Consider the following 15,664-nt stretch of genomic DNA (forward strand, 5'->3'; position numbering starts at 1 on the left):
AAATCAAAGGAGAAAACTAAATGGCTTTGTACGAAGAGAAGTATCAACTCAAAGGAAATGAGCTAATGAATCGGCTGCTGGAACAGGTTGATGCATGGAAATATGTCAATAAATACAAGTCAAAAAAGCAACAAAAGGCGGCATTTTGCCGCCAGAGCTTATTGCTTGAAAACGAACAATGAATCGTATTTTCCAGGATTAAGGTTATCTGCATGAAGATCAGTCAGCCCAAGCTTAGCAATGCCTTGAACGAGAGCCAGGTATGCGCCAAGACCATCAACAGTAATGACGCGGTAAATATCACCAGCTTCATTTTGAATCGCTGTCAGCATCGGCATGCCACCAAGTTCAGCATCCTTCGCTTTGCGGACTACTTCGGAGATTTTCTCATCAATGGAGGACTTCACTTTTCCTTCTACATATTTATCTTTCATTTTTATCCCTTTTTTGCTGTATGCGTTGGCAATACTAACCATCTGCTGCGTTTGAGGGCAAGAAAGTTTGCCGCACATGGCGAGCCAGAAAAGGCAGATCATGTCTGACTATTCCTCCTTAGTTTGGGAATGGAACGCCAAACGGCAGGCTATCAACCCCAACCACGTCTCAGATCCTCAAATTGAGTATCTCACCCCGAAAGGCGAGCGGAAGACGCTCGCCTATGCGGATTTGGTCGATACCGTTTATCGCACCCCCATGCGCCCGCGCGAAGGTGCCGCGCGTGAAGCATTCGACCGCAAGGGACGCGCCCACTACCTGCGCCGCCGGGTTCAGACTCTACCGGCGTTTATCCGCAAGCGGTTCTCTCTGCGCCTGGAATCGCTGGAGCGTCACGACCCAAAAGAGGCCGTGCGCTGGCTGTTCAGTACGTTTGAACGCCATGTCTTACGCCGTGTCGATGCGGTAAACGCACAATACCTGCCACAAAGCACGCTGCCGGCGATCCTGCTTCCCCTTCGCGATGATTTCCATCTGCTGCCCTGGGCAGACAAAAAGCGCCTGAAACGACTGGCGTATAAGCTCGCAAACCTGATGAAAAGCGAGTTTATGCGCGAGTTTGATTTCCAGTACGAGAAGACCGCCGACGTGGAATTTTCCACGCTCTACGCTTACGGATATATCGCCAGCAAGGCGATGACACTCAATATCGCGATCCCTGCATGGGGGCGATATTGCGATGAAGAACTGGAAGCTGAAGAGGCACTGCGTGCCGTTGCGCGCCTTCAGTCGGAAAAGTGGTGGTTAGGTAAAATCCGCCGGATCCATGATTGCTGGAGAGAGCACCTCATGATCGCCGCTGGCTACGTCAGCAAGGTGGCTTCGCCGTATTGCTCTGATCCGTGCTTCAAGGAATGGATAGCCCAGAAAAAAGCGAACTTTGAATACCTTCAGGCGATGGAACTGGAAGACCAGGACACCGGCGAGCGCACCTCGCTGCTTGATAAGGTCATGGGGAGTACGTCGAACCCTAAAAACGCCCGCGCCGAGCTGATGGTGCGCATGCGCGGTTTTGAGGATATGGCAAAGGAAATGGGTCTGGTCGGCATGTTTTACACGCTAACCGCACCGTCTCGCTATCACTCTACACACGTAAAATCGGGCAAGCGCAATGACAAATATCGCGATGCCAGCCCGCGACAAACGCAGAAATACTTATGCAAAGTCTGGGCGCGAGTCCGTGCAAAATGGGGTCGCGAGGGGATCCGCGCATTCGGTTTTCGCGTTGCTGAGCCGCACCATGACGGAACGCCACACTGGCATTTGCTGCTGTTTCTCCGCCCGGAAGAGGTGGAGTTTGCAACGGCTGTTTTCCGCAAGCATGCACTGAAAGAGGACGGCTACGAGCCGGGTGCGCAGGAGCACCGCTTTACCGTTACACCGATTGATGAAAAATTTGGCTCGGCAACGGGCTATATCGCGAAGTACATCTCTAAAAATATTGACGGTTACGGCATGGACGGCGAGTTAGACGACGAATCCGGCCAGCCCGTCAAAGAGATGGCGAAGCGCGTGCGCGCGTGGGCGTCGCGCTGGAATATCCGTCAGTTTCAGCAGATCGGCGGCGCGCCAGTGACTACATGGCGCGAGCTGCGCCGGTTAGGTAATCGCGAGCTGGTCCTGCACCCTGAGATCGAAGAAGCGCGAGCAGCTGCTGACGCGTCGGACTGGCCGGGGTACAACCACGCTCAGGGCGGCCCGTTGGTGTCCCGCGACTGCCTGCGCGTGCGCATCAGTTACGAATACACCGAAGAGGGCAACGATTATGGTGACACGGTCGCCAAAATAACAGGTGTCTATTGCCCCCTAACCATCCGTGAATCGGTCATTTTTACCCGTACCACCGATTACAAAATTGTGCCGAAGCGCAAGCCGTCGCCGGTCGAGAATTTGACCTTAGAAGGCCGCGCAGCGGCCCCTCGGAGTTCTGTCAATAACTGTACGGGGCGCGCCGAATCGGACGAAAAACCACCGTCAGAAACGGCGGTGTCAGTTGATAAAACTGCGCCAGACGACAGTTCAGTGACAGAACTTCCGCTGAATATCGATGTTTTGAGGCGATATTCACGCCAGCAAAGGCAGGAAATCACCAGCAGGCTAAGAAAATCCGCCCGGGAAAGCTCAGATCAAGCCTTCACGAGTACCGCGCGCGGCCTGCGCAAGTCGATTGATGACGAAACCGCGCTGATGTGGGGGCCAAAAGTCACCGCCGCGAAAGATATGAGCCTGACGCCGGAAGAAGCCGAACAGCGCTGGCGTGAGCAACTGCGGATCGAGGCGGAACGGCGAGCAGATAACTACGCGGCGGCGGTTGCTGAGTATCAGAAGAAAAAAGCCGAGGCCGCGTTGCGCCAGGCGCAGCAAAAAGAAGCAACGCAAAAAAACGGCATCTCCGAAGAGATGATTGCCAGTATCGGCGCGCAGCTCCGCGACTGCCGGATTTTCGTCAGCGATGACGTCGTACGGTCAATTGCCGACGGCGCCCGCGTCCGCTACGGCGGCGGCCTGCTCGCGGCGGACAATGGCCGGTTGCGCGAAGTGAAGGTATGGCACGCAGGCGAGAAAGATAAACCAACCTCCGAATATATGGCAGTGCGTGACTTGGTCAGACGCTGGAAAAAGGCCACCCACTGAAGGGCGTAGCCATCACTAATGTGAAAGGGTTATTTTTGCTAGTAGTATGGCCTTTCCCCACGAACCATCTGGCAGACGCGATCATGAAAATTCTCTCCCTCATCGCCGATATAATGACTTAAATCAACATAACGAAAAGGTTTATCACCTCCAGTCATAGCTTTGACGTAGTTAGCAAAGTCATATGCGACATAGGTTGCAAAACGATTAGAATATCCGTTGCCGCGGTGAGTCTGAGAGATAAACACGGAGTCAATAGTCATCGAAATCACAATATCATCCGGGTTGGCATTAGCTCCCCCAAACTTGTAGGAGCAGTATCCAATAGCAGCTCCATTGTGGACTAATGTTACAACGTTGTAATAATCAGATGCTTTAACAGTGTCATAGGCGGCGCAAGCACCGAAATCCTCATCAGAGAAGGAAAATAAGTCCGGTGTAACATCTTGAATTCTATTTCCATTTATGTTTATGCATGTCTTTCTCATGGCGCTATCCTAGTTTTCTGAATGTGACAATGAAAGAGCATCTTCTGATTTTTCAATCACGATCTCAATGCATTGCTAAAAAAGATATTGATAAGGTGATATGTGCAAAAAAGCGCACAAATTTGCACAATTTTTGAAACATCGTTTTTGCCCCGCAGCGCCAGTGCTGGCAGGGCTTCGGCGGTCTGCACAAAGTGCACAAAAAGAGGCAGGTTTAGCGCGCAGGCGAGGCGGGGGAGCAAGCGCGCGCTTTGGGGGTAGGGAAGGGGTCGGCATACCTCGCCAAAAGCCGCCTGCCGGGCGCGCACTTTCGCGGTGCATCAGGCGAGCGGACAGGCAAAAGCCCGCCAGAATGGCGCTGGCTGCGTCTGGTTGGGGATATGGCGTTGAGGTTTTGCAGGCTGGCCGACATGGCCGGGAATGGTGGTGCTGCAGGTCGGTACCGCACCGCCGGGAATGGCAGTGCGGTACCTTCAGATCACTTCGGGGTTTCCAGCAGAGCGTAAGGGTTGAAGCGGATCACCTCTTCGCCCAGCCAGTCGTTAACATGCTTCATCGCTTCCATCACCGGCGTCATCTCGTTGACTGCAAAGACTCTCGCCGCCTTCTCGACGTCGCCGAACGATCCGTTACCTTCCGGGATAGCGCCCATCAGTTGCGGCGGTACGCGGTGAGCCGCGAGCATGTCATCACGCGTGGAGGACTTCACGCCGACAAACTCATCCTTTGCCGATATCTGGCTGAACGGCAGGATCTGCACGGCATCTTTGCCGACACCGGGCGCACTCAGCAGGATGTTTTTAAATGCCCCGCCTCGCCGGGTGTCGGTCAATGTCTTCTTCAGGTTCTCCAGACTTTCCCCGTCAGCCACTGCGCTGCTGACGTAGACAATACAGCCGGCATGCGACCCGTTGTCGTAGTAGAGCTTACGGAACTTGTCGGCGGAGTGGGCCAGATTGGCCGACAGCAGACCGGCGAAGTACTCCGGCATGCCGTAGATCTCCTGGTGAATATCCGGGTTGATCACATGGCACACTGAACCGGTTTCGAACTGATGATCATCAAGGCCGGACTGAATAAACCAGTAGGTGTCAAGGTCGGAACCGCGCCGGGTGTACTTCGCCAGCGAGTTACGAAAGCCCATTGGCCCACGCAGGCGGTTGCGGCGCATCTCAAGGTACGCATTGCCGAACACAAACCAGTCGAGCGCAAAGGCGCTGAACGCCTGGCGCGATAACAGTTTGTGCGGGATAAAGCATCCGGCCAGCACGTTACGCTTAAAGAACAGCGCCGACTGGTGCCAGCTCGCATAGCCGAACTGGCGGGCCAGCCCGTACCAGCTGATCGGTGTCTCGTAGTACCGGCCATTGTTGGCGCAGTACATGTTATCCAGCAGGTCATGAGCACCGGTAACAGGCCACGGGCCGTCAAACGTAAAAGCGCTCAGGCCGGGGGCCGACTTCAGCGCGTCGGCGAGATCCACTTGCTGCCTGGCATACTGTCTGCCGCGCGGGGATTTTCGTCTGCTCATCAGTACTCCATAACAGTCATAGTATTGCCGCCTTCCTGACCCAGCGGCTCGTTAACGGTGGCGAGCATGGTCGCCCAGGCGAGATCGCCGTGACTCACGCCACGTGCACGGTCGGTGTCGTAGGTGATAACACCACCCGGCGTGACCACCTTGCGCACGGCACTGAAGGCGGTGATCAGGTCATACTCGCCCCGGTCATATTCCCAGCGACCGGCGCGAACCAGTTGCAGCATTTTAAGTACCAGCATGCGCTTGCTGGCCGGGGAGAACTGGTAGCATACCGCCGCCGGAAAACGTTTTTTCACGAGCTGGTAAACCGCCTCGCCAATACCGCTGCCGTCAATTCCAATGTGCTGCACGTTGTAGCGCGTGAGCATGTTGATAATCATGGCGGCCTGCGCCTCGAACTCCATGCCGCGTATGCGCTGCGTCTCAATCGTGCGGAATTTACCGCCAGGGATCAGTGGTGCCGCATTCACAGAGATTGCACCGCTGTCGCCCTTGCCGCTGGCTCCGTTGGGGTCGTAGCCAATCCACACAGGACGATCGGCCATTGGCCGCATGGCGTAGGGCTTCCAGTCCGGCCACTCGTCGTACCCGTCCGCGCCGCAGCTCAGCAGCATGTTGTAGTCAAAGGCCGTCTCGCCGTTCTTGATGAAGGTGCAGGCGTAGAGGTTGTCGTACTCTTCCGGGCTGTTCTCCTCGCGAATTTCATCAATATCAGTGAGATCCCAGCCGTGATCGACAGCATCCTGTAACGTGACAATCTGGCGCCAGATTTTGTCCGGGCACATCAACCCGCTGTTCAGCGTCTTCCATGAGGTGTCGAACTCCACGCGCTTACCGTGGCTGCGGCCTTTGTTGAAGGCCTCACCAGACCAGAAGGGGTACGCTTCATGACTCTCTGCTGACGGTGTCGAGAAGTAGGTGCGCGTCAGCCCCTTCAGGGTCGCCATCGCGCCGGCCACTTTCTTCAGGTTGGCAAACTGCCCGACCCAGAAAAACTCATCAAAGTACAGGTTGCCGGTATACGACTGCGCGGTTGCGGCAGACGTACCGAGAAAGTGCAGCTCTGCACCGTTGAACAGCTGGATCATGTCGCCGCCTTTCAGCTCAACATCCACCTCTTCTGCTGCCGAGCGAATGAAGCTGCGGAACTGGTACGCCTGACGACGGCTCGCTGATAAAAAGATCTGGTTACGCTGATGTTTGTACTTCACCTCATCAGACAGCGCGCGCAACAGCGCCTCGCGGGCAAAGTACCAGGTCGCACCAATCTGACGGCTTTTCAGGATGGCGCGGTTACGATGGTGATGGTTTTCAAACCAGCCCTGCTGATGCCAGTGCAACGAGTCGATGATGTTGGCGCGCAGTGCAGCGATCTGCGCTTCTGAAAAGAAGTTTTGCTTCTTACGGATCTTTTTCTTCGGTTGCGTCGCTGGCGTTCCGTTGTCCAGCTTCTTCAGCTGACGCGTGAGGAGGTCAATTTCCTTGAAGTCGCCGCCGGTCTTTTTGTCCTTGCCGGTGAGCTGGACGAGCCGGGCGTCAATGGACGTCGTGACCCGCTGCACAGGCGGCGTGTTGTCCCACTCGTCACGCTTTTTCCATGAGTAAACCGTGTTCTGATTGATACCCATCAGGCGTGCGATCTCCGCTGGCGGGTATCCCTGCCAGTAGAGCTGCCGCGCCCGGTGCATGATGAATGCTTCTTCAATCGCCATTTGTCCTCCTCGCTTCCTGCCGGGGAGATTAACCCGCGCGCGCGTGCCCTTTCGCCCGCTTTTGGTTGTGGCAATACCCTCACAACAACAACGCGTTGAGCGCGTACGTCAGCCCCTGCCATCATCACCGGGAACTCAAAAACCAGCGAGTAAACGAACATGGCAGGCACAGCTAAACCCCGTAAGAAGTTTCGCGTTGCCGTCTCCGGGAATACCGTGGATGGCCGCGAAATTCAGCCGCAACACCTCCGCGATGCGGCGGCGAACTACAGTCCGGAGGTGTACGGCGCACGCGTCAACATTGAGCACTATCTCTCTATGTTTCCGGGTAGCGATTTTGGCGCAATGGGAGATGTGGTAGCACTCAGCACCGAAGACATTACCGATGGCCCATTAGCCGGGCGAACGGCGCTTTATGCTGAGATCGAACCATCTGATCGCATGGTGCAGATGACCAATAAAGGCCAGAAGGTCTACTCCAGCATTGAGCTGCATCCGCAGTTCGCTCTTAACGGTAAAGCCTATGTTGTCGGGCTGGCAATGACTGACACCCCGGCAAGCCTGGGTACCGAACGCCTCAAGTTTGCGGCACAGCATCGCGCATCGGTGATGGCCTTCAACAACCAGCAAGGTGAGGCGCCAATGTTTACCGAGGCCCTGGAGGCCGAAGTGATCGAGCTGGCCGCACAGCGCAGCGATGAGGGTAAGCAGTGGCTTAACCGGGTCATGGGCATTCTCGGCAAGGGGCAGAAAACCGACGATCAGCGCTTCGGTCAGGTGCATCAGGCTGTTGAAGCGGTGGCGCAATCACAGGTTGATCTTGGCGAGCAGTTCAGTACTGCCGAACAGGAACGCCAGCAGGACAAAGCCGCTATCCAGAAGCTGACCACTGAACTTGCCGCACTTCGCCAGCAGCTTGAAGGGACGGACGGCAATTTCAGCCAGCGCCCGGCGGCCGGCGGTGGCGACAGCGCGCAGCTCGCTGACTACTGATATCCATAACGAGAGATCCCGCACATGAGAAACCCTACCCGTAAGCTGTTTGACAGCTACGTTGCCCGCCAGGCACAGCTTAACGGCGTCAGCGCCGCTGCCGTTGCGGCACAGTTCAGCGTTGACCCGACTGTACAGCAGCGCCTTGAAGCGGCCGCTCAGCAGGATGATGCCTTTCTGAAGCTGATTAACGTCTTTGGCGTGGAAGAGCAGATCGGCCAGAAAATCCTGATCGGCAGCAAAGGCCCGCTGGCGGGCGTCAACAACAGCACCACCAACCGCCGCAATCCCGGCGCTAACGACAGGATGGATCCGTACAACTATCTGTGCCGTAAAACCAACTACGACTACGCCGTCAGCTACGCGCAAATGGATGCGTGGGCGCATCAGCCGAACTTCCAGCCGCTTATCAGTTCTGCGATGGCCCGTCAGATGTCGCTCGACCGCATCATGATCGGCTTTAACGGTACCAGTTACGCCGACCCGTCAGACCGTGCAGCGAATCCGCTTTTGCAGGATTGCGGTATTGGCTGGCTGGAGAAAATACGCCTTGAGGCGGCGCACCGCCGCATTACCGGCGTGACGATCACCTCGCGTGACCAGAACAACGCCATTGTCGCCCAGGGCACCTATGGCAACGTAGCGGCGGCGGTCTATGACGCTAAAAACAGCCTCATGGACGAATGGCATAAGCGTAACCCTGACAACGTGGTGATTTTGTCCGGCGATCTGCTGACAACCAGCAATTTCCCGACCATCAACGCCATGAGTCAGACCAACCCGAACACCGAAATGCTGGCCGGTCAGCTGATTGTGGCGCAGGAACGCGTAGGCAACATGCCGACCTTTATCGCGCCTTACATGCCGGGTAACGCCATTCTCATCACGCCGTTTAAAAACCTCTCGATCTACTACCAGCGCGGTGGTCTGCGCCGGACGATCAAAGAGGAGCCGGAATACAACCGCGTGGCAACGTATCAGTCCTCTAACGATGACTTCATTGTTGAGGATTACGGCGCGGTGGCCTTTATCGACGGCATCACCTTCGCTGAAAAAGCAGAAGGCGGCGAGTAACTGTGCACAGGGCGGGCTACGGCCCGCCGTTATTCGGGGAAGAGATAATGCTGACACCGGCACAAAAACATTTTCAGAAGGTCATGGCTGAGCGCCATGGCAAAACCGACGATCTTTCGGATACAGCCAGAACGGCGCACGAGCAAATCATGCACCGGCTGCGCATGGATCAGAGTGCATTGAAGCGAGTGCAGTCTGACCAGGCGAAAGCGGCCATGAAACGGCAGTTGCTGCCGCATTACGAGGGCTGGATCGAGGGCACGCTTGACGGCGACAGTGGCCGACAGGATGAGGTGATTGTCACCCTGATGGTCTGGGCGATTGATGCCGGTGATTACGCGCTGGCTGCCCGCATTGGTCGCTACGTCGTCACGCACGGCCTGCTGATGCCTGACCGCTTCAACCGTACCGCCGCTACCGTTCTGGTCGATGAGATTTGCGATCCGATTCTGGTGCAGGTCAAGGCAGACGATACCACCGACGTCACGCCATATCTGACGGTACTCGATGACGTAGCGGAGTTCACCGCCGGCAGTGATATGCCCGACGTGGTTCGCGCCAAGCTCTGCAAGGTGCGCGCCTTTGCGCTGCGTCACGGCACAACTGAAGAACAGGCGACCGCGCTGGCACTGTTGCGCCAGGCGCTGACGCTGGATGCTGGCGCCGGGGTGAAAAAAGAGATTGAGCGACTGGCTCGTGTGGTGAAAAAAGCGGCCGCACAGACAGGCGCAGACGGTACCGATAGCACCGATGGTTCAGATGGCGGAGAAGGCACCGAAGGCGCTGGCGATGCTGGCGGCGATACCGCAGCGGACGACGCAGGCGAAGCTGCAGCATCGTCAGATCCGGCGGTAGCGGCCAGCGCCACAGCGACCAAAACCACCCGCAAAAGCCCAACCCGTAAACCGGCAGCGCGCAAAACAACAGCGAAAAAAGCGCCTGCCGCCAAAAAATAACCGACTTGCGCCCCGTGCGCTGGCGGCGCGGGCGGAGATCTGCAACGCATTGCGTTTACTTTTCTCCGCCCGCCCACCGCCACCTATTCAGGAGACGACGCGATGAGCCTTGTAGCCGGTCGCACTGTTACCCCCTCCTCGGAGGATGTGCCGGACACTGACGACGGTGGCGAGAAAGTCACCGCCGGAACGTTCTGGCCGGAAATCGCCCTGAGCGATGTGCGCATGGAAATGCGCATCAATGGCGCGGTGACCACCTCACGTCTGAAACAAGCGGTTATCGAAGGCGTATCTCACACCCTCGAACAGCTTGCTGACTGGCAGGCTGCCAAGCTGGCAGCGGGTTACACCCAACTGGCCGACGTCCCGGCGGTCAAGGTGAACGGCGAAAGCGTGAAGGTCCACCGTTTCCGCCGCGCGGTATTCAGCATCGCCCGCGCGCATATCCTCGGCACTAACCGGGACGTGGACACCACCGGTGACGCGGGCGAGAAACGCGCCGTCGCGCTAGCTTCGCAGGCCGATGATATGTGGCGGGATGCCCGCTGGGCTATCTCCGACATTCGCGGCACCGTGCGTAATACTGCGGAGGCGTTCTGATGAAAGTCAAAGCGTTGCAGGGCGACACGGTAGATCTGTTATGTCAGCGGCACTACGGCACCACGCAGGGCGTGACTGAGGTAGTCCTCGCCGCTAACAAGGCGCTGGCTGGTCAGATATTTCTTGACGCCGGACAGGTGGTGGAACTGCCGGAAATCAGCGCCACGGCGACACAGGAGACCGTACAGCTATGGACTTAATCAATCGCATCTGGAATGGCGTGACGTACTCCTGGTCAACGCTGCTGACCAGCATCGGCGTGATGACGCAAAAAGACTGGCTGGCCGCCATTGGCGTGCTAATCGGTATCGCTGCCGCCGTGTTCGGTGAGCTGCATCGTCGCCGCATGGCACGTATTCAGGAAACCAATAACTCATTGCTGAATGAACTGATCGACGCCATCCGCGACGACACCGAGAACCGCCAGGACGTTAAAGAACTGATCCGCACCATCCGGGAGGCGCCACGATGAAAAAGGGAATTATTGCCTGCTCCATCGCCGCGATCATCTCGCTGGCCGCCACGCTGTGGCCGCAGGCGTTGCGAACCAGCCCGGAAGCGCAACTGAAGATGGCAAAGTACGAGGACTGTCGCAAGACCCCGTACTACTGCCCGGCGGGTGTACTGACAGTGGGGATCGGCTCCACTTCAAAGGTGGAAAACCGCGAACACACCAATGGCGAGATCGCCGAGCGCTGGGTTAACGATTTGATACGTGCCGAAAAGTGCACCAACCGTGAGTTTAACGGCGCCGCTGCACCGCAGAAGGTTTTCGAAAGCATGACCGACGGCACTTTTAACGTCGGCTGCACTGGGCTGGGCTGGTACACCACTAAAGATGGTCAGAAGGTGCGAACCACCCTCTGGCGCCACGCGCAGGCAGGCAACTGGAAGGGCGTATGCGAACGGCTGACGGACTTTGTGAACTCTGGCGGCAAGCGCCTGCAGGGGCTGGTCAACCGCAGGGAAGAATTCAAAGCGTGGTGCTTATCCGATCCGGCACTGAAGGGGGCGAAATGAAAGCGATAGCCATTCTTGCCATCGCGATGTTTGTCCTGCTGATTGCCGCAGTCAGTGGATTTGCCTGGCAAAGCCATAAGCGTGAACAGGCAGAGCAATCATTGAACAGCACCCGGGAAGAACTAAAACAAACCGGCGACGTACTGGGAGAGGTCAGGGCGCTACGCCAGGACGTCAGTCAGGTTGAAGCCGGGCTGAAGAAACTCAACCAGCAGCGCACCGCAACAGGAGAGCACCGACGTGAAAACATCAAAACCGCACTGGCCGGTGACCCCTGCACTGTTGGTCCTGTGCGCGCTGCTGTCGCTGACAGCCTGTACCAGCGAGCCGAAGAAGTCACCGCCGCAGATTATTCAGGAACCCTTACCCGAAAGCCTGACGGCAAAAACTGACGTCCCGCCGCCGCCGGACAGGCCGATGACGTGGGGCGGACTGGCTGTCTGGACGGATTCATTACTCGACGCGCTGGATACCTGCAACGCCGACAAAGCGGGGATCCGTGAGCTGGAACTAAGGCGTATCGCCAGGGGGATAAAGTGAAAAAAGCTGAACTGCTGCGTGCCGCGCTGATTGCCGGTAACACCTGGTGTAAAGCCAACCCGGAACAAATCACGGTCTGGGTTGAGAAGGGGCACATACAGATCGAAGCAACCGGCGAAGCGTCGTTCATGTACCACTACAGCATTCAGGTGCTGGCGATGGATTTTCCCGGCCCGATTGACGATCTGATGCTGCCGTTGCTGGCGTGGGTCTGGCAGCAGCAACCTGATCTCCTGCTGAATCCGGACAATAACCGCAAGGTGGAATTTGATGCAGATATCGTCAATGACGACGTCGCCGACATTCTGTTTAAGGTGCCGGTCTGGGAGCGCGTCATGGTGACCGACGACAACGGCACACCGAAGGCGGAGCACCTGGCCGAGTCCCGCCCGCGCTTTAGCGGTGGCGAGTGGGAGATGGTCTTTGATCCTGAGTCCGGAGGCGCACTGGCATGAGCAACGATCCGTCGTTTCATCAGCTTGATGAAGTGTTTGCAGCCATTCTGGCGGGGGCGTCCGTACAAGGCCGCCTGCGCATGGCCAGGGGGATGGCCACGATGCTGCGCCAGAGTCAGAGTCGGCGCATCGGCAAGCAGGAAGACCCGGACGGCACGAAATATGAAGGCCGCCGCCGCAAGGTGCTGCGTGCGCGCGCAGGCATCAAATTCATGTGGCAGGGGCAGGAAAGAAACCTGCGCAACTGGCGTACAACCCGCAGCAGGAGGGGGCGCATGGTGAGCGGTTTTGACGTGGAGCGCGGGGCGCAGCGGTCATTCTATCGCGAGGATATTGAGCGTTATCTCGATATCAACCTGAGCGAAACGCGCCGTAATACCACTACGGCCGAGCCGATGTTCCGACGCCTGAGAACCGCGCGCTTCCTGAAGTCACGCGCCACGGCTGATGGCGTTGAAGTGGGCTATTCAGGCGTGGCTGCGCGTATCGCCAGAGCACACCAGGAAGGGCTACGCGATCGGATTAATGACAGCGGCGCGATGGCGGACTATCCGCGCCGCGAGCTGCTGGGCCTGAGCAAAGCCGACCGCACGGCCATTTTCCGCCACGTGATCAACTCGCTGGAGGGGCGCTGATGGAGATTGCAGAGCTGCTTCGCCTGATGGAGAACATCGCCCGCACCGGCACAGTGACGGAGATCGACGAGGGCAAATGGCGCGTTCGGGTGCAAAGCGGTGAACTGGAAACTACCTGGCTGCGCTGGAACGCACAGCGTGCCGGTGCATTTAAGGTCTGGGTGCCGCCATCCATCGGCGAGCAGGTCTGGTTCCTGTGCCTGGGCGGTAATACCGACGTCGCCTTTATCGGCGGAAGCCTGTACAGCGATGACAACCCAGCGCCGGGCGCGTCGCGTAACGAGATGGTGGTGACAGCGCCGGACGGCGCGAAGTTTCGCTACGACGCGGAGGCGGGCGCATTGCAGGTAAAGGGGATTAAATCCGCTGTGGTTGAGGCGTCAGTCAAAATCACGCTGGACACGCCGGAGGTGGAGTGCACCAACCTGCTGACCACCAGGAATCTGAACGTCACCGAAGGCGGTGAGATGCACGGCGATATCACCCACACCGGCGGGGCATTCACCTCTAATGGTGTGCAGGTGGATGATCACAGTCATGGCGGGGTTAAGCGCGGTGGCGAATGGACGGTGGACACAAAATGACAGAGCGCTATCGCGGTATGAATGCCGCAGGAACTGGCACCCTGACCGACGAGGATCATGTGTGGCAGTCAGTTAACGACATTCTGCTGACGCCGGTTGGTAGTCGCCTGATGCGCCGTAACTACGGCTCACTGTGCCCTGACCTGATCGACAGCCCGCAAAACGACGTCACACGACTGCAACTGATGAGCGCAGCAGTCATCGCGCTGGCCGCATGGGAGCCGCGCATTGTGCTGGATACCATCAACGTGACTTATTCAGCCAGCGGTGCTGTGACCGCCGCACTGTCCGGCATGCTGACGGAAACCATGGAAAAAAGCACCCGCGTGGTGACATTAAGGGGCGCCAATGCCAACGATTGACCTCTCACAGCTGCCAAAGCCGACCATTATCGAAGAACTCGACTTCGAGACGATCCTGGTTGACGTCAAAGCGCTGATGGTGGCGGCATTTCCTGCTGATCAGCAGTCAGCCGTTGCCGCTGCGCTGGGTCTGGAGTCAGAGCCACTAAACATCATCGCCCAGGCGATGGCGTACCGCGAGCTACTGTTACGTCAGCGCATCAACGAGGGGGTGGCGGCCTGCATGCTCAGTCATTCGACTGGCGACGATCTGGACAATATTGCGGCCAACCTGGACACAGAGCGGCTCATCATCACGCCAGAGACCGACACCACCGACGCGGTGACGGAAAGCGACGAAGCGTTACGCCTGCGTGCGCAGGCGGCCTTTGAGGGCATGAGCGTCGCCGGACCGTCAGCTGCCTATGAGTATTTCGCACGCAGTGCCAGCGGAAAGGTGGCGGATGTTAAGGCATCCAGCCCGGCACCGGCGGAGGTGGTCATTGCTGTACTGTCTACAGAGGGTGACGGCACCGCCTCGCCGGAGCTGCTGGCCGACGTCGCAGAAGCGGTAAACGACGAGGAAGTGCGCCCCCTGGGGGATCGGGTCACGGTGCGTAGCGCCGAGGTTGTCGATTACGAAATTAACGCCACGCTCTATCTGTACCCAGGGCCGGAGTCAGAGCCGATCATCAACGCCGCCGACGCATCGCTGCAAAAATTCCTGAAACAGAACAACAAAAAAATCAGTCGCGACGTCGCGCGCTCCGCTATTTCGGCAGCGCTGCATGTCCAGGGGGTGCAGCGAGTGGTAATAAATTCGCCCGCGAGTGATATCAAAATCAGCGACGTCCAGGCCGCCCGTAATATCGGTTATCACCTGGAAAACGGCGGAACGGATGAATAGCACATTACTGCCGCCGTCCTCCACTGCATGGCTGCGCAGTACTGAGGCCGCCACGGCACGGCTTTCCGGGATAACCGTCGCGATACGCACGCTATGGACGCCGACCGCCTGCCCGGTTGATTTACTGCCGTATCTGGCCTGGGCACTGTCTGTCGATCGATGGGATAAGGACTGGCCGCCAGAACGAAAAATAGCCGTTATACAGCGCTCGTACTGGCTTCACCGCCGTAAAGGCACCCGCGCAGCGGTACGGCGCGTGATCGAAGATATGGGGTTTTCTGCAACGTTCGCGGAGTGGTTCGACGTCGGTGACGCACCCGGAACGTTCAGGCTTGAAGTGGATGTGAATGACGTCGGGATCACAGCGAAGACGCTGGATGAACTCAACCGCCTGATCGGCGATGCAAAACCTGTGAGCAGACACCTGGCAGAACTGACTATCGCAACCAGCTCCAGGGGGGATGCATGGGTAGGCGCCGCGATAGCTGACGGGGATGTTATTACCGTCTATCCGGAATGGTATACACCACCCGAATGCATTTTTTATAACGGAGTCGCTCACTACGACGGAAATTATCATTACTGCCGACCGGGAAAATACCCCGATGGCGTGTTTCATTACGACGGTTCTGCGCGCTATGACGGAACTCAACTTTACGACGGTGCTTATCGCTCTTCAGGTGAATAAAA

General features: G+C 57.5%; 21 protein-coding genes. 17 read left to right on the plus strand and 4 right to left on the minus strand.

Annotation, left to right across the window (positions count from 1 at the left end; genetic code table 11):
* Nucleotides 1-20: 20 nt before the first annotated feature.
* Nucleotides 21-182, plus strand: coding sequence for a hypothetical protein (locus L2I46_RS00415; RefSeq protein ID WP_023279597.1), 162 nt, complete (start codon nt 21-23; stop codon nt 180-182).
* On the opposite strand, the gene L2I46_RS00420 is transcribed toward L2I46_RS00415, so the two are convergent.
* Complete coding sequence (locus L2I46_RS00420; protein WP_004201499.1) at nt 159-536, minus strand: hypothetical protein; 378 nt, start codon at nt 534-536, stop codon at nt 159-161. The genes L2I46_RS00415 and L2I46_RS00420 overlap by 24 nt on opposite strands.
* Here L2I46_RS00420 and L2I46_RS00425 point away from each other — a divergent pair.
* A complete protein-coding gene (locus L2I46_RS00425) occupies nt 535-3,129 on the plus strand; it encodes a replication endonuclease (RefSeq protein ID WP_148394281.1) in 2,595 nt (864 codons plus the stop codon). The genes L2I46_RS00420 and L2I46_RS00425 overlap by 2 nt on opposite strands.
* A 38-nt stretch (nt 3,130-3,167) precedes the next feature.
* Here L2I46_RS00425 and L2I46_RS00430 read toward each other — a convergent pair whose 3' ends face one another.
* The 3 genes from L2I46_RS00430 to L2I46_RS00440 all read right to left on the minus strand — a co-directional run bounded on the left by L2I46_RS00430 (nt 3,168) and on the right by L2I46_RS00440 (nt 6,869).
* On the minus strand, nt 3,168-3,617 hold the full coding sequence (locus L2I46_RS00430) for a hypothetical protein (protein ID WP_137915872.1): 450 nt from the start codon (nt 3,615-3,617) through the stop codon (nt 3,168-3,170).
* 478 nt (nt 3,618-4,095) lie between these two features.
* Nucleotides 4,096-5,148, minus strand: a complete 1,053-nt coding sequence (locus tag L2I46_RS00435) for a phage portal protein (RefSeq protein ID WP_137915873.1) — start codon at nt 5,146-5,148, stop codon at nt 4,096-4,098.
* Entirely contained in the window at nt 5,148-6,869 is a 1,722-nt protein-coding gene (locus L2I46_RS00440; RefSeq protein WP_137915874.1) for a terminase large subunit domain-containing protein, read from the minus strand. The genes L2I46_RS00435 and L2I46_RS00440 overlap by 1 nt, the downstream gene beginning before the upstream one ends.
* A 159-nt stretch (nt 6,870-7,028) precedes the next feature.
* Here L2I46_RS00440 and L2I46_RS00445 point away from each other — a divergent pair, with 159 nt between their 5' ends.
* The 15 genes from L2I46_RS00445 (at nt 7,029) to L2I46_RS00510 (ending at nt 15,662) form a co-directional block, all read left to right on the plus strand.
* Nucleotides 7,029-7,862: a GPO family capsid scaffolding protein gene (locus tag L2I46_RS00445; RefSeq protein ID WP_137915875.1), complete on the plus strand. Its 834-nt coding sequence runs from the start codon at nt 7,029-7,031 to the stop codon at nt 7,860-7,862.
* A gap of 24 nt (nt 7,863-7,886) precedes the next feature.
* Nucleotides 7,887-8,936: a phage major capsid protein, P2 family gene (locus L2I46_RS00450; RefSeq protein ID WP_137915876.1), complete on the plus strand. Its 1,050-nt coding sequence runs from the start codon at nt 7,887-7,889 to the stop codon at nt 8,934-8,936.
* 47 nt (nt 8,937-8,983) lie between these two features.
* Entirely contained in the window at nt 8,984-9,892 is a 909-nt protein-coding gene (gpM, locus tag L2I46_RS00455) for a phage terminase small subunit (RefSeq protein ID WP_156728255.1), read from the plus strand.
* Nucleotides 9,893-9,994: 102 nt separating this feature from the next.
* Nucleotides 9,995-10,492: a head completion/stabilization protein gene (locus L2I46_RS00460; RefSeq protein ID WP_137915878.1), complete on the plus strand. Its 498-nt coding sequence runs from the start codon at nt 9,995-9,997 to the stop codon at nt 10,490-10,492.
* Nucleotides 10,492-10,692: a tail protein X gene (locus L2I46_RS00465; RefSeq protein ID WP_137915879.1), complete on the plus strand. Its 201-nt coding sequence runs from the start codon at nt 10,492-10,494 to the stop codon at nt 10,690-10,692. Before L2I46_RS00460 ends, L2I46_RS00465 begins: the two co-directional genes overlap by 1 nt.
* Nucleotides 10,683-10,964, plus strand: a complete 282-nt coding sequence (locus L2I46_RS00470) for a hypothetical protein (RefSeq protein WP_032418778.1) — start codon at nt 10,683-10,685, stop codon at nt 10,962-10,964. Before L2I46_RS00465 ends, L2I46_RS00470 begins: the two co-directional genes overlap by 10 nt.
* Nucleotides 10,961-11,512 (plus strand): lysozyme, encoded by a 552-nt coding sequence (locus tag L2I46_RS00475; RefSeq protein WP_137915880.1) that lies wholly within the window; start codon nt 10,961-10,963, stop codon nt 11,510-11,512. Before L2I46_RS00470 ends, L2I46_RS00475 begins: the two co-directional genes overlap by 4 nt.
* Complete coding sequence (locus L2I46_RS00480) at nt 11,509-11,904, plus strand: DUF2570 domain-containing protein (protein ID WP_227551170.1); 396 nt, start codon at nt 11,509-11,511, stop codon at nt 11,902-11,904. The genes L2I46_RS00475 and L2I46_RS00480 overlap by 4 nt, the downstream gene beginning before the upstream one ends.
* Entirely contained in the window at nt 11,795-12,052 is a 258-nt protein-coding gene (gene lysC / locus L2I46_RS29685) for an Rz1-like lysis system protein LysC (protein ID WP_421152545.1), read from the plus strand. The genes L2I46_RS00480 and lysC overlap by 110 nt, the downstream gene beginning before the upstream one ends.
* Nucleotides 12,049-12,507 carry a phage tail protein gene (locus L2I46_RS00485; RefSeq protein ID WP_137915882.1) on the plus strand — a complete coding sequence of 153 codons (459 nt, stop codon included), beginning with the start codon at nt 12,049-12,051 and terminating at the stop codon, nt 12,505-12,507. The genes lysC and L2I46_RS00485 overlap by 4 nt, the downstream gene beginning before the upstream one ends.
* Nucleotides 12,504-13,142 carry a phage virion morphogenesis protein gene (locus L2I46_RS00490; RefSeq protein WP_137915883.1) on the plus strand — a complete coding sequence of 213 codons (639 nt, stop codon included), beginning with the start codon at nt 12,504-12,506 and terminating at the stop codon, nt 13,140-13,142. Before L2I46_RS00485 ends, L2I46_RS00490 begins: the two co-directional genes overlap by 4 nt.
* Entirely contained in the window at nt 13,142-13,726 is a 585-nt protein-coding gene (locus L2I46_RS00495) for a phage baseplate assembly protein V (RefSeq protein ID WP_137915884.1), read from the plus strand. The genes L2I46_RS00490 and L2I46_RS00495 overlap by 1 nt, the downstream gene beginning before the upstream one ends.
* A complete protein-coding gene (locus L2I46_RS00500) occupies nt 13,723-14,088 on the plus strand; it encodes a GPW/gp25 family protein (RefSeq protein WP_048272155.1) in 366 nt (121 codons plus the stop codon). The genes L2I46_RS00495 and L2I46_RS00500 overlap by 4 nt, the downstream gene beginning before the upstream one ends.
* A complete protein-coding gene (locus tag L2I46_RS00505; RefSeq protein WP_137915886.1) occupies nt 14,075-14,974 on the plus strand; it encodes a baseplate assembly protein in 900 nt (299 codons plus the stop codon). Before L2I46_RS00500 ends, L2I46_RS00505 begins: the two co-directional genes overlap by 14 nt.
* Nucleotides 14,967-15,662: a phage tail protein I gene (locus tag L2I46_RS00510; protein WP_137915887.1), complete on the plus strand. Its 696-nt coding sequence runs from the start codon at nt 14,967-14,969 to the stop codon at nt 15,660-15,662. Before L2I46_RS00505 ends, L2I46_RS00510 begins: the two co-directional genes overlap by 8 nt.
* Nucleotides 15,663-15,664 lie beyond the last annotated feature (2 nt).

The organism is Klebsiella sp. 2019SCSN059 (assembly GCF_021739525.1).
GTDB classification, from domain to species: Bacteria; Pseudomonadota; Gammaproteobacteria; order Enterobacterales; family Enterobacteriaceae; genus Klebsiella; species Klebsiella quasipneumoniae.

Excerpts from the sequence above, each read along its gene's own strand:
- L2I46_RS00415 (WP_023279597.1), top strand. The coding sequence starts at position 21 with ATGGCTTTGTACGAAGAGAAGTATCAACTCAAAGGAAATGAGCTAATG.
- L2I46_RS00425 (WP_148394281.1), top strand. The coding sequence starts at position 535 with ATGTCTGACTATTCCTCCTTAGTTTGGGAATGGAACGCCAAACGGCAG.
- L2I46_RS00420 (WP_004201499.1), bottom strand. The coding sequence starts at position 536 with ATGATCTGCCTTTTCTGGCTCGCCATGTGCGGCAAACTTTCTTGCCCT.
- L2I46_RS00430 (WP_137915872.1), bottom strand. The coding sequence starts at position 3,617 with ATGAGAAAGACATGCATAAACATAAATGGAAATAGAATTCAAGATGTT.
- L2I46_RS00435 (WP_137915873.1), bottom strand. The coding sequence starts at position 5,148 with ATGAGCAGACGAAAATCCCCGCGCGGCAGACAGTATGCCAGGCAGCAA.
- L2I46_RS00440 (WP_137915874.1), bottom strand. The coding sequence starts at position 6,869 with ATGGCGATTGAAGAAGCATTCATCATGCACCGGGCGCGGCAGCTCTAC.
- L2I46_RS00445 (WP_137915875.1), top strand. The coding sequence starts at position 7,029 with ATGGCAGGCACAGCTAAACCCCGTAAGAAGTTTCGCGTTGCCGTCTCC.
- L2I46_RS00450 (WP_137915876.1), top strand. The coding sequence starts at position 7,887 with ATGAGAAACCCTACCCGTAAGCTGTTTGACAGCTACGTTGCCCGCCAG.
- gpM (WP_156728255.1), top strand. The coding sequence starts at position 8,984 with ATGCTGACACCGGCACAAAAACATTTTCAGAAGGTCATGGCTGAGCGC.
- L2I46_RS00460 (WP_137915878.1), top strand. The coding sequence starts at position 9,995 with ATGAGCCTTGTAGCCGGTCGCACTGTTACCCCCTCCTCGGAGGATGTG.
- L2I46_RS00465 (WP_137915879.1), top strand. The coding sequence starts at position 10,492 with ATGAAAGTCAAAGCGTTGCAGGGCGACACGGTAGATCTGTTATGTCAG.
- L2I46_RS00470 (WP_032418778.1), top strand. The coding sequence starts at position 10,683 with ATGGACTTAATCAATCGCATCTGGAATGGCGTGACGTACTCCTGGTCA.
- L2I46_RS00475 (WP_137915880.1), top strand. The coding sequence starts at position 10,961 with ATGAAAAAGGGAATTATTGCCTGCTCCATCGCCGCGATCATCTCGCTG.
- L2I46_RS00480 (WP_227551170.1), top strand. The coding sequence starts at position 11,509 with ATGAAAGCGATAGCCATTCTTGCCATCGCGATGTTTGTCCTGCTGATT.
- L2I46_RS00490 (WP_137915883.1), top strand. The coding sequence starts at position 12,504 with ATGAGCAACGATCCGTCGTTTCATCAGCTTGATGAAGTGTTTGCAGCC.
- L2I46_RS00495 (WP_137915884.1), top strand. The coding sequence starts at position 13,142 with ATGGAGATTGCAGAGCTGCTTCGCCTGATGGAGAACATCGCCCGCACC.
- L2I46_RS00500 (WP_048272155.1), top strand. The coding sequence starts at position 13,723 with ATGACAGAGCGCTATCGCGGTATGAATGCCGCAGGAACTGGCACCCTG.
- L2I46_RS00505 (WP_137915886.1), top strand. The coding sequence starts at position 14,075 with ATGCCAACGATTGACCTCTCACAGCTGCCAAAGCCGACCATTATCGAA.
- L2I46_RS00510 (WP_137915887.1), top strand. The coding sequence starts at position 14,967 with ATGAATAGCACATTACTGCCGCCGTCCTCCACTGCATGGCTGCGCAGT.